The following is a 12143-nucleotide window of genomic DNA, read 5'->3' as shown; positions in this document are numbered from 1 at the left end:
GGCGTCCGCTACGGCTCGCCGAACCACTCGCGCAGCGTGCCGGCCAGCGGACCGCCGTCGGACGCCCAGGCCACGTAGCCGTCCGGGCGGACCAGGACGGCGTCCCACGGCAGCTTGCGGTTGCCCTCGGCCCGGACCACGCGCAGCAGGTGCGACCAGCCCTCGGCCTGCTTGCGGTGCGCCTCCTCGTCGGCGCCGAGCAGGAGCAGCACCGGGCGTCCGTCCAGCAGTAGACGGATGACGTCGGTGGGGCCGTCCTCGGTGGTGAGGGGGAGGTTGGGAAGGAAGTGTCCCTCCCAGGGGGAGCCGTCCGAGATGCGCGCCGGGTAGACGGTGTCCTGGGCGCTGATCATGTTGCCGAGGTGGGTGTTGGCACCCTCGACGCCGAGCAGTTCGGAGACCAGGTCGCGCAGCGGGTCCAGGCCCGGATCGGGCCGCATCAGGGCGAGTTGGGCGCGGGTGTTGTCGACCACCCGGCGGGCGACCGGGCGGCGCTCGGCGCTGTAGGTGTCCAACAGGTCCTTGCCCGCCGTGCCGGCCAGGGTGTGGGCGAGCTTCCAGGTGAGGTTGAGCGCGTCCTGCAGGCCGAGGTTGAGGCCCTGGCCGCCGACCGGGAAGTGCACGTGGGCGGCGTCGCCGGCCAGGAAGACCCGGCCCTTGCGGTAGTCGCACACCACGCGGGAGAAGTCGTTGAACTTGGAGAAGAACACCGGGTCCGTCATCGGCACCGCGTGGCCGAGGATGCGCTCGGCCTCGGATCGCAGCTCGCCTAGGGTGAGCGGGGCGTGGCGGTCGCGGTGCGGGCCACGGAAGTCGATGGTGAAGAAGCGGCTGTGCCCGTACGGGTTCACGCCCGCGATCGTCCAGCCGCGCGGGGTGCGGTTCCAGCCGGAGGGCACCCGGTGGGGGTCGCTGAGGCGGACCAGGCCGAGCAGGGCGGAGACGGTCGCCGGGTGGGTCTCGCTCGCGAAGCCGAGCAGGTCGCGCACGGTGCTGCGGGCGCCGTCCGCGGCCACGACGTACTCGGCGGTCAGCTGCCGTACGCCGTCCGGGCCCTCGGCGACGACCTCGACGGTGGCCGGGCCCTGGACGAGGTCGGTCACGGTGTGGCCGCGCAGGACGGTGACGCCGCGGGCGCGGGCCCGGGCCTCGAAGTCCCGCTCCAGGTCGGCCTGGGAGCGGCCGTAGATCGGCGCGGGCTCGGTGCCGGGGGCGGTGATGACCAGGCCGGGCAAGCCCGCGAAGTGGAAGGCGTCGGCGTTCGGACGGGCGAGGCCGGTGTCGGTGGCCTGGTGGGCGCGCAGGTGGCCGCGGCGGGCCAGGCCCTGGACGGTACGGGCGTGCAGGGTGCCGGCCTTGGGCTGGTCGACGGTCTCCGGGTTCGTCTCCAGAACGACGGTGGAGATGCCGTGATGGCCCAGCTCGGCGGCGACGAGCATGCCCACGGGGCCGCCCCCGATGACGACGACTTGGGCACGGGAAGTGGTGGCGGGATCCATGGGTGCGGAGGTCCTTTCCGGGTGGGGTAGGCGCGGACATGAGCGGCGCTCATGGGTGGGCGGCATGAACGGAGTTCATGGGCGGGTCCACATGAGTGGCGTTCATGGGCAAGGCGACATGAGTGGCGTTCATGGGCGAACTGCATGAGCTCCGCTCATGGCCGCGCGCATGCGCGGAGCTCATGGTGGTCGGCGCATGGGTGAGGGCCCGGCGCCGTTCGGGGGTGTCGGCGCCGGGCCCGGTCTCGGGGAGATGGTGCGGGAGGGCGGCCCGGGGGTAGCCGCCCTCCCGCGTCTCGGAACGGCCTCACGGCCGTGGTCATCGGGGGCTGTCAGGCCCGGACCGTCAGGCCCGTCCCGTCAGAGCCGGACCGTCAGGCCTGAGCCTTCTGCCCGCCGCCGCGCAGCATGGCCGCGATCACGACGATCAGCACCACGCCGACGGCCGCGAGGCCCCACAGGACGGAGTGGAAGGCGTAGTCGTAGGCGCTGGCGAGGAAGTCCACGAAGCCCTTGTGGTCGGTGGCGCCGGACAGGTCGGCCGCTCCCGAGAGGTCGCCGCCGGCTGCCTGGTCGGCGACCTTGTCGGCCTGCGAGGCGCCCTCGTGCGCGCCGATGCCGTCGGTGATGCGGGTGCCGAGCACGGTGGCCAGCGCGGAGCCGTACACCGCGACGGCGACGGCCTCGCTGCCCAGGCGCAGGGTGTTGAGGAAGCCGGCCGCCATGCCCGCCTTGGCGGGGTCGACCAGTTCCAGTGCCTGGCCGTCGACCAGGCCGGCCGACAGGCCCATGCCGGCGCCGGTGATCAGCATCGGGGCCGCGAGCACCAGGACGGTGACGGAGGGGGAGAGCAGGGTGAGGGCGATGTCGCCGACGACCAGGCAGACCAGGCTGACGTAGATCAGGGTGAGCGCCGAGACGCCGCGGGTGACGAGCTTGACGGCGAGCATCGGGAAGACCAGCACGGGGGCGGTGAGCAGCAGCATCAGCACGCCGGCGGCGCCGGTGTTGCGGCCGGTGACGGCGGTCAGGTAGCTCGGCAGGTAGGTGAGCATGGTGACGAAGCCGAAGGAGGCGGCGACCGGCACCAGGCACAGGCCGACGAAGCGGCGGTTGCGCAGCACGCTCAGGTCCAGCATGGGGTGCGCGCTGCGGTTCTCGACGGCCGCGAAGACGGCCAGCACGACGACCGCGCCGACGAACAGGCCGATCACTCCGACGCTGCCCCAACCCCACTGGGAGCCCTGCACGATGGCGGTGGTGAGCAGCACCATGGCGACGACGAACAGTGCGCTGCCGGGGACGTCGATCCGTCCGCCGCTGCCGCTGTCGGAGGGCATGGCGCGGGAGATCGCGGGCACTGCGAGCAGGACGACGGCGAGGGCGACGGCGTGGACGGCGAACACCCAGCGCCAGCCGAGGCCCTGGACCAGTACGCCGGCGAGGGAGGGTCCGATGGCGACGCCGATGCCGGCGATGGTGCCGAACATGGCGAAGGCCTTGGCGCGGGCCGGGCCGTCGAAGACGGTGGAGACGATCGCCGCTCCGCAGGAGAAGATCGCGGCGCCGCCGATGCCGGTGAGGGCGCGGGCGGCGTCCAGCCAGATGACGTCGGTGGCGACGGCGCTGGCGAGCGAGGCGACGGCGTAGACGGCGACACCGGCGGCGAAGGCCTTGACCCGGCCGATGACATCGGCGATCGAGCCCCAGACCAGGGTGAAGCAGGCGAACGCGACGTTGAAGGCGTTCACCACCCACTGGAGCGGGGCGAGGTCGGCGTGGGTGCTGGTGCCGATGTCGGGGAGGGCGACCGCCGTGCCGGAGATGGACATGGGCACGACGAACACTGCGAGGAGAACCGCGGCCAGTGTCAGCGTTCGGCCGGGCTGCTGCGCTTCCGTTACCACCGGCGGCGTGGCAGACGACGTGGTCTGCGTACTCATGGGGCACAACTCCAGGCTCGGCCCGACCGCGGAACGGCCAGGTAAGGAATTTTTCGAACCTTACGGTGCCATGCGGGCGAGGTACGATGCAACCCATACCTGAGGATGTCTGAGGAAGGAGGATCCGATGCCCGACCCGGAAGGCCACCCCTCGACCGAGGAGATGGATCTGCGGATGGTCCTGAACGCACTCGCCGATCCGCTGCGCTACGGGGTGATCTCCGCCCTGTTGCAGGAAGCCGAGGGGGCGGCACGCACCTGCGCCTCCTTCAACCTTCCGGTCTCCAAGTCCACGATCACCCACCACTTCCGCGTCCTGCGCGAGGCCGGCCTGGTCCGTCAGGTCGACCGCGGCAACAGTCGCGCGGCCACCCTCCGCCGCGAGGACCTGGACAAGCGCTTCCCCGGACTGCTCGACCTGATCCGCGCAAATCCCTGAGCCGCGCAAATCCCTGAGCCGCGCAAATCTTTGAGCCGCGCGAACCCCTGAGCCGCGCGAACCCCTGAGCTCTCCGGGCGGGCGTCCGGAACCAAGGGGCGGTCAAGGAACCTTGACCGCCCCTTGGCCTTTCCGGCTGGTGACGGTGTGTCAAACTGTGCGCCCTCACAGGACGATGAGGAGACCCCGGTGGACCACGCGCGCCCCCTGATCGAGGACTTCCCCGCCCATCCCGACGGCGATCCCGCCGCAACCCTGGCCCGCGCCGTCCGGGACCGCCGTGCCGCCCTCGGCCTCACCCTCGCCGACCTCGCCACCCGCTCCGGTCTGCCCGAGACCCACCTGCGCGCGATCGAGGCCGGACACGCGATGCCGACGCTCGCGCTGCTGACGGTGCTGTCGAGGGCGCTGCACGAGGATCACCGGGCGGGCCTCCCGACGAGCCTTCCCCTCACGCGGGCCCCTCACGCCGGTTCGTAGGTGGTGTTGCGGACGAGGGAGCGGGCGTGGGGGGAGTCCATGGGGTGGGCGAAGAGGTAGCCCTGGCCGAGGGGGCAGCCCATGGCGGCGAGGAGGTCGCGCTGTTCGGGGTGTTCGATGCCCTCGGCGATGACCTGGACACCGAGGGTGTCGGCGATGCGGGCGATGCCCTCGACCAGGGCGTACTGCTGGTGGGAGTGGCCGAGGCCGTCGATGAAGGATTTGTCGATCTTGAGTAGGGAGATCGGGAACTCCCGCAGGTAGGAGAGCGAGGAGTAGCCGGTGCCGAAGTCGTCGATGGCGATGCCGACGCCGAGTCCGGAGAGGATGGCCATGTCGGCGTGGATGCGGTCGTCGCGGCGCATCAGGACGGATTCGGTGAGTTCCAGGACGAGGGTGTGCGGGTCGATGCCGGAGGTGGCGATGGCGTGGCGGACCACGTCGACGAAGCCGGCGTCGCGGAACTGGCGGGCGGAGACGTTGACGTTGACCCGGAGCGGGAGGCGGCCGGCGGTGGTGCGGGCGGTGGAGCTGGCGGCGTGCCAGGCGGCGGCCTCCTGGGTGGCGCGTTCGAGGACCCAGGCGCCGAGCGGGACGATCTGGCCGCTCTCCTCGGCGAGGGCGATGAATTCGTCGGGCAGGACCATGCCGCGCCGGTCGTGCGGCCAGCGGACCAGGGCTTCGAAGGCGACCAGGTCGCCGGTGCGCAGGTCGACGATCGGCTGGTAGTACAGCTGGAACGCCGATTCCGCGATCGCGGAGTCGAGGTGCTCGTTCATCTCGTGCCGTTCCACCAGCCCGGCCTGCAGGGCCGGCCGGTAGTGGCACCACTGGCGGCGGCCGGCCGCCTTGGCGGAGTAGAGCGCGAGGTCGGCGTGGGTGAGCAGTTCGGCGGCGTCGACGCTGTCCTCGGTGGTCGCCACGCCGATGCTGGCGTTCACCCGGACCGCGCCCGCCTTGAGCTTGAACGGCTCGGTGAAGACCTCCAGCACGCCGGCCGCGATGGTGTCCACGTCCGAGGTCCGCATCGCGTCCTCCACCAGCACCGCGAACTCGTCGCCGCCGAGCCGGGCGGCTGTGTCGGAGGAGCGCAGCGTGGTGGAGATCCGGAGGGAGACGGCGACCAGCAGCTCGTCGCCGACCGCGTGACCCTGGGTGTCGTTGACCACCTTGAAGTCGTCCAGGTCGATGAAGAGCACCCCGGTGACGGACCCGCTGCGCTCGCCGCGGGACAGCGCGTGCCCGACCCGGTCCTGGAACAGCACCCGGTTGGCAAGGCCGGTGAGGGAGTCGTGGAAGGCCCGGTGGGTCAGCTCGCGCTCCATCTGCCGCTGCTCGGTGACGTCGCGCAGGGTGAGCACCAGGGCGCCGACGGTCGGGTCGGCGCGCAGGTCGTTGAAGCGGACCTCGGCCTCGATCGGGGTGCGGTCCTGGCGCAGCAGCCGCCAGTGCTCGCGCAGCTGTTCCCTGGACTGTTCGCGGGGCTGCTCGCCGCGGGGCGGGGGTGTCGAGCCGCGCATCCGGGCGAGCGCCTTGCTGACGTCCCGGCTGTCCTCGGGCGGGACGAGGTCGATGAGCAGGGTGCCTTCCAGCGCGGGGTTGCCGAGCACGGACTCGGCGGAGGGGGAGGCGTAGCGCACGCCGTCGTCGGCGTCGAGGATCAGGATGACGTCGCTGGCGTTCTGGACGAGCGTGCGGAAGTACAGCTCGCTGTTGCGGCGGTTGACCTCCTGGCTCAGTACGACCCGTTCGACGGCGAGGGCGGCCTGCGCGGCGAGGATCTCCAGTGAGCTCCAGAGGCTGGCCAGTTCCTGCTCGGTGCCGGTGACGATGAGGGCGCCGATCAGCGGGTCGCCGGAGGGGCGTTCGGCGAGGGTGAGCGGGCAGATCAGGGCGTACGTCAGGCTGTCGAGGTGCCCGGTCAGCTCGTGGCCGGGCAGGTCGACGGACTCGACGGGCAGCAGTCGGCTCTCGCGGTAGGCGGCGAGGGCCAGCACCTGGTCGGAGTCGGAGGCGGTTCCCAGCCGATGCTCGGCCGCGTCGTGTTCGGCGTGCCGGACGTGCAGCACGCCGGCCTCGGCGACGGCGAGCAGGGCGACGTGCCCGGGTTCGGCGGGCATCAGGGTGGAGGCCGCGGACTGGACGGCGTCCGCGGCCTCCACCACGGTGACGGCCGCGGTCAGCCGGGCGCCCGCCTCGCGCAGCGCCCGTTCGCGGGCGATGGCCTGTCTGCGGGCGGAGACGACCACCGCGAGCCGGGCGAGTACGAGCAGGTAGAGGAGCGCGGAGAAGGCGCCGATCACGCCCGCGTTGCCGGTGTTCCCGTTCAGCGATTCGATGATCAGGATCGCCGGGGCGATCAGCGAGGTGAGGGTGAGCAGGACGAGCCGGGCGGCACTGAGGTCCGGTTGCTGGGTGGGGACGGGTCTGGTCAGCTCGACCATCGACGGGTGCAGGGCGGCCGCGCCCCAGGCGGTGTAGAAGGCGGCCCAGCCGAGTTCGACGGGCGTGCCGATGCGCCAGGTGCCGTGCAGCTGGATCAGCCCGTACAGCACGTCGGAGACGAGCAGGCCGACGGTGCCGACGGCGAGCAGCTGCAGCGAGCGGGAGTTGCCGCCGCGCGGGGTCAGCAGGCGCAGCAGCAGGGCGAGGACGACCACGTCGCCGAGCGGGTAGGCCATCGAGACGGCCCGCTGGAACCAGGTCAGGTCGGGGCTGTGGGTGTACGGGAGGATCAGGTAGATCCAGGAGAGCAGGGCCAGGCCGATGGTGGGGATCAGCGCGTCAAGCAGTCCGGCGCGGTCCTGACGGGCGGTGCGCCAGCGGATGAAGCCGAGCACGCCGGCCGCGTACAGCACGAACTCGGCGAGGTAGAAGCCGTCCGCGACGGAGGGGAACGGGTTGGGCAGGTGCAGGATGTCCAGCTGGACCGCCTGCACCACTTCGCCTGCGGTGAAGCTCAGGTTGGCGAGCGCCAGCAGGTACCAGAAGCGCGCGTGCGCGGGGTGGTTGAGGCGGATGCCGACCACGATGGCGGCGACGCCGCCGAGGCCGATGCCCGTCCACCAGATGATCCGTTGGCCCGGGTTGGTGTAGTAGATGCCGGTGAACAGCACCATCCAGAGCAGGTAACAGGCCATCAGGCGTTGTCGCCGGCGTGTCAACGAGGCTACCTCCTCCGCGACATCGCCCCGCCGGTCGGGCGGGGGAGTTCGGGCGAGGGCGGGGCCCGGGCGGTCCGGGTGTCACCGGGCGTCCGAGGGCTGGGGACTGGGCGCGTGTCGGCGGTCGGGACCGGGCGCGTACTCGTGCTCGGACCGGCGCTTCTTCGCGCACGTGCGCGGCGTCCGGTCGGTGGGCGACCGGACGTTACTCAATGTGCCGTGAGTGCGTATAGTCGGAAATGTCGCACCCCCAAGCATTCTGCCGCCACAGCACGAGGTCAAGCCGGTGGATGACGCAGCAGACAGCGCACAGGGCGTACGAACGGATGCGAGTTCCGGACGTCACGCCGTGGTCCGCAACGACAACGGTCAGTACGCGGTCTGGCCGGGGGACTTGACCGTTCCCGGCGGGTGGCGGCAGGTGTACGGCCCGGCCGAGCGGGCCGACTGCCGGGCCTGGGTGGAGCGGGAGTGGCGGCCGGCGGAGCTGGGGTTCGCGGGTTCCGAGGGCGTCCGGCGGGCCCCGGCCGGGTTCGCCGACACGGTGCACGGGCTGTTCCGCACGCGGGCGGCGCACGACCCGCAGGCGCTCGCCGTCATCGCCGAGGGCACCACGCTGAGTTACCGCGAACTCGACCTGCGCAGCGACCGGCTGGCCTCCGAGCTGCGGGCGTACGGAACGGGGCCGGAGCAGGTGGTGCCGATCTGCCTGGAACGCGGGGCCGGGCTGGTGACCGCCTGGCTGGGCGTGCTCAAGGCGGGCGGGGCCTTCCTGCCGCTGGACCCGGCGCATCCGCCGCGGCGGCTGGCGCGGCTGGTGGAGGACAGCGGGGCCCGGGTGGTGATCACTGACGGTCATGAGTTTCCGGGGGTGACGGCGGTGCGGGCGGACGGCGGCGGCGTGGGGGGCGCCCCGGCCTCGGCCCCGTCCCCGTCGAAGGGCGGCGCCGGGCCCGGGCAGCCCCGGCCCGACGACTTCAGCGGGACCGGCACCGGCACCGGCACCAGGACCGGGACCGAGGTCGGGCAAGCCCGGCTCGGCGACGGCGTCGTACCGGACGACCTCGCGTACCTGATCTACACCTCCGGCACGACCGGCCGCCCCAAGGGCGTCCCGGTCACCCACCGTGCGCTGGTGTTCACCCTCGACCGGATCGTCCACGCATACCGGCTCGCGCCCGGCGAGCGCGTCCTTCAGCTGGCCGCACTGGGCTCCGACACCGCGCTCGAGCAGGTGCTGGGCGCGCTGCTCGCGGGCGCGACGGTCGTCCTGGGCGGCGGCAGTGGGGGCGGCACCTGGGCGCCCACCGAGCTGGTCGGCCGGCTGCCCGGGCTCGGCCTGGCCGTCGCCGACTTCACCCCCGCCTACTGGCACCACGTGCTCGACCTGCTCCCGTCCGGCGGAGGCGGCCCGGACAGGCTGCGCCTGGTGGTGGTCGGCGGGGACGTCGTGCACGCCGCCGACTGCCGAGGCTGCCTGGAGCGGCTGCCGGGCACGCGGCTGCTCAACGCGTACGGGGTCACCGAGGCGGCCGTCACCTCGATGCTCTGCGAGGTCACGGCGGAGCTGCTGGACGGCGCGGGCACGGGCGGGGCCCCGGCCGCGCCGGTGCCGATCGGGCGGCCGCTGCCGGGCGTGCGGGTGCACGTGCTGGACTCGCGGCTGCGCCCGGTCCGGCCCGGCGAGAAGGGACACATCCACCTCGGCGGGCCCGGTCTCGCCCGGGGCTACTGGCGCAGCCCCGGGCTCACCGCCGAAACGTTCCTGCCCGACCCGTACGCGCCGCTGCCCGGCGAGCGGATGTACCGCACCGGCGACGCCGGACGGTGGCGGGCGGACGGCCAGCTGGAGATCCTCGGGCGCTTCGACGACCAGATGAAGGTGCGCGGCCACCGGGTGGACCCGGCGGAGATCGAGGCGGTGCTGGCCGCGCATCCGGACGTCCGGCAGGCCCGGGTCTCGGCCGGCGGGACGGCGGCGGACGGCAGCCGGGCCCTCACCGCCTACTACACGCTCGCGGCCGGGGCGGTGGACGGCGCCGCGGGGATCCGGGCGTTCCTGGCCGAGCGGCTGCCGGAGTACCTGGTGCCGGCCGAGTTCGTGCCGCTGGAGGCGATGCCGCTCACGGCGGCCGGCAAGATCGACCGGCGCCGGCTGCCGGACGCCCCGGTACGGACGGCGCCCAAGGCGGCGGACGCGGGCGGTGGCGAGGGCTATCCGATCGAGGAAGCGGTCGGGCACCTCTGGGCGGAGCTGCTCGGCGTCGAGACCGTCGGCCCCGACGACGACTTCTTCGCACTCGGCGGCACCTCGCTGCTGGCGATGGAGATGCTGGCGCGCGCCCGGATCATGTTCGGCGTCGACGTCGGCCGGGTGCGGACGCTCACCCGCGCGCTGCTGCGCGAGCCCGAGCTGCGGCCCTTCGCGGCGGCGCTGCAGGAGGCGCGTAGGGGCGGCGGTGGCGTGGGCGGCGGCGCGCACACGGAACCGGGCGGAGGCGGCCCGAGCGCCAGGGAAGCACCGGTCGACTGGTTCGCGGAGGCCCGGCTCACCGACCCCGTCGGCCAGTCCTGGAGCCCCGCGCCCTCCCGCGCTGAACCCGCCGAGATCCTGCTCACCGGCGCCACCGGCTTCTGCGGCGCGCACCTGCTGCACGCGCTGCTCGCCACCACCCGGGCCCGGATCCACTGCCTGGTTCGGGCGCCCGACGAGGAGCACGCCCTGGAACGGCTGCGGGCCACCCAGCAGCGCTTCCTGCGGCACGACCTCGCCGACAGCCGGGTGGTGCCGCTGGTGGGCGACCTCACCAAGGACCGAATAGGGCTCACAGAACGTCGGTTCCACTGGATGGCGGGCAACCTGGACGCGATCCACCACCTCGGCGGGCAGGTCAACTTCCTCTACCCGTACCGCCAGCTGCGCGACTCCAACGTCGGCGGCACCCGCGAGATCGTCCGGCTCGCCGGGCACAGTCGGGGCATCCCCGTGCACTACCTCTCCACCCTCGCCGTCCTGGCCGGCTTCGGAGCGGCGGGCGTCGGCAAGGTCACCGAGCGGACCCAGCTGGCCCACCCCGAACGGATCGGCGTCGGCTACGTCGAGAGCAAATGGGTGGCCGAGCAGCTGCTGCACAACGCGGCCGACGTCGGGCTGCCGGTCACCGTGCTGCGCACCAACGACGTCACCGGGGACCTGACCAACGGCGTGATGAACACCGGTACCGAACTGTGCGCGCTGATCAAGTACCTGGCGGACAGCGGGACATGCCCGGACGTCGAGCTGCTGCTCGACTTCGTCCCGGCCGACCGTTTCACCCACGCCATCGCCCACATCGCCGCCCACGCGCCCGCCGACGGAGAGGTCTACCACCTCACCTCGCCGCAGCCGGGCGTCCTCGCCGACCTCGCCGACCGGCTGCGGGCGCGCGGCCACCGGATCGTCCAACTGCCCTACGGGGAATGGGTGCAGGGCCTGGTCCGGTTCGCGGCCGGGAACCCGACCCATCCGATCGCGCCGTTCGTCCCCCTGTTCGTGGATCGCGCGCCCGGGTCGGAGCTGTCGATCAGCGAGATGTACTTCCGGCCGACGTTCCCCCTGTTCGACCGGGCGAACACGGACGCGGCGCTGGTCGGGAGCGGCATCGAACTACCGCCGGTGGGCGATGAATTGATCGACCACTACCTGGCGGAGCTGGAGGCGGAAGGATATCTGGGGGAGGCGCGATGAGCGGCCGCCCCGACGCCGCCGCCACCTTCGACGCGCTGGACCTCCGACTCGCCCCGGGCGACGGCCCGGTGGCGTTCGGCGGCGCACTCGGGCCGCGGGAGCTGCTGGCGGCGTACCGGCGCGGACTGTTCCCGCTGCCGGCCGCGGACATGTACGCGAGCGCGTACAACGAGGCGGTGTACGGGGACGCCGTCGAAGCGGGGGAGCTGCCGCTGCTGCCGGGCGCGGAGGACCCGTACGCGCTGGCGTGGTGGTCGCCCGACCCCCGGCCGGTGATCGCGGCCGACGGCGTACGGCTCGGGAGCCGGCTGGCCCGGCGACTGCGCAACCGGTCGGCGTGGTGGACGAGCGCGGACCGGGCCTTCGGGCAGGTGCTGGCGGCCTGCGCCGATGGGCGTCAACCGGTGTGGCTCACCGATGAGTTGGCGTCGATGATGGCACAGCTGCACGCGCTCGGGGCGGCACACAGCGCGGAGGTGTGGGAGGGGGAGGAGCTGATCGGCGGGGTGTTCGGGGTGGCGGTCGGGCCGGTGCTGAGCCTCGACTCGATGTTCCACCGCCGCCCGGACGCCGCCCGGGTCGCCGTCGCCGACCTCGGCGCGCGGTTCGGTGCGGCCGGCGGGCGGCTGCTCGACGCGCAGTGGGACGGACCGCACGTGCGCAGCCTGGGGGCGGAGCCGATGGCGCGCTCGCGCTACCTCGCGGAGCTGGCCGCCGGGGGCGACGCGGCGGGCCCACTGCCCGGCGAGGCGCGGCCGGTGGCACGGCTGGGGGCGCGGCCGGTGGCGGGACGAGCGACAGGGCCGGGGGCAGGGCGAGCGACGGGGCCGGCGGCAGGACGAGCGGCACGCCTAGGGTGACCACTGGTTCACCCGGCGTTGGTCGTCCGTT

At 73.1% G+C, this 12143-nt stretch carries 7 protein-coding genes; 4 read left to right on the top strand and 3 right to left on the bottom strand.

Translation table 11 applies throughout. The features are described 5' to 3' along the window. Positions 1 to 8 precede the first annotated feature (8 nt). On the bottom strand, positions 9 to 1499 hold the full coding sequence (locus ACZ52J_RS25460) for an FAD-dependent monooxygenase (RefSeq protein ID WP_465622004.1): 1491 nt from the start codon (positions 1497 to 1499) through the stop codon (positions 9 to 11). 374 nt (positions 1500 to 1873) lie between these two features. Continuing rightward, the gene (locus ACZ52J_RS25455) at positions 1874 to 3442 is read right to left on the bottom strand and encodes an MFS transporter (protein ID WP_465622002.1); all 1569 of its coding nucleotides are present in this window, start codon (positions 3440 to 3442) and stop codon (positions 1874 to 1876) included. Positions 3443 to 3569: 127 nt separating this feature from the next. On the opposite strand from ACZ52J_RS25455, the gene ACZ52J_RS25450 reads away from it, so the two are divergent. Together ACZ52J_RS25450 and ACZ52J_RS25445 are read left to right on the top strand one after the other, a co-directional pair. Beyond that, positions 3570 to 3881: an ArsR/SmtB family transcription factor gene (locus ACZ52J_RS25450; protein WP_465622000.1), complete on the top strand. Its 312-nt coding sequence runs from the start codon at positions 3570 to 3572 to the stop codon at positions 3879 to 3881. Positions 3882 to 4070: 189 nt separating this feature from the next. Beyond that, the gene (locus ACZ52J_RS25445) at positions 4071 to 4361 is read left to right on the top strand and encodes a helix-turn-helix domain-containing protein (protein WP_465621998.1); all 291 of its coding nucleotides are present in this window, start codon (positions 4071 to 4073) and stop codon (positions 4359 to 4361) included. Here the strand turns inward: ACZ52J_RS25445 and ACZ52J_RS25440 are convergent. Continuing rightward, complete coding sequence (locus tag ACZ52J_RS25440) at positions 4346 to 7525, bottom strand: putative bifunctional diguanylate cyclase/phosphodiesterase (RefSeq protein WP_465621996.1); 3180 nt, start codon at positions 7523 to 7525, stop codon at positions 4346 to 4348. The genes ACZ52J_RS25445 and ACZ52J_RS25440 overlap by 16 nt on opposite strands. A 286-nt stretch (positions 7526 to 7811) precedes the next feature. Between ACZ52J_RS25440 and ACZ52J_RS25435 the strand changes: the two genes are divergently transcribed. Then, positions 7812 to 11252 carry an amino acid adenylation domain-containing protein gene (locus tag ACZ52J_RS25435; RefSeq protein ID WP_465621994.1) on the top strand — a complete coding sequence of 1147 codons (3441 nt, stop codon included), beginning with the start codon at positions 7812 to 7814 and terminating at the stop codon, positions 11250 to 11252. Further along, entirely contained in the window at positions 11249 to 12112 is an 864-nt protein-coding gene (locus ACZ52J_RS25430) for a leucyl/phenylalanyl-tRNA--protein transferase (RefSeq protein WP_465621992.1), read from the top strand. The genes ACZ52J_RS25435 and ACZ52J_RS25430 overlap by 4 nt, the downstream gene beginning before the upstream one ends. Positions 12113 to 12143 lie beyond the last annotated feature (31 nt).

It is taken from the genome of Kitasatospora sp. NPDC034035 (assembly GCF_055575755.1).
Note: the sequence above shows the minus strand (reverse complement) of the source record. Positions and strands in the feature narration are given on the sequence as shown.

Coding starts and splice junctions, on each gene's coding strand:
- ACZ52J_RS25450 (WP_465622000.1), top strand. CDS start 3,570: ATGCCCGACCCGGAAGGCCACCCCTCGACCGAGGAGATGGATCTGCGG.
- ACZ52J_RS25460 (WP_465622004.1), bottom strand. CDS start 1,499: ATGGATCCCGCCACCACTTCCCGTGCCCAAGTCGTCGTCATCGGGGGC.
- ACZ52J_RS25455 (WP_465622002.1), bottom strand. CDS start 3,442: ATGAGTACGCAGACCACGTCGTCTGCCACGCCGCCGGTGGTAACGGAA.
- ACZ52J_RS25430 (WP_465621992.1), top strand. CDS start 11,249: ATGAGCGGCCGCCCCGACGCCGCCGCCACCTTCGACGCGCTGGACCTC.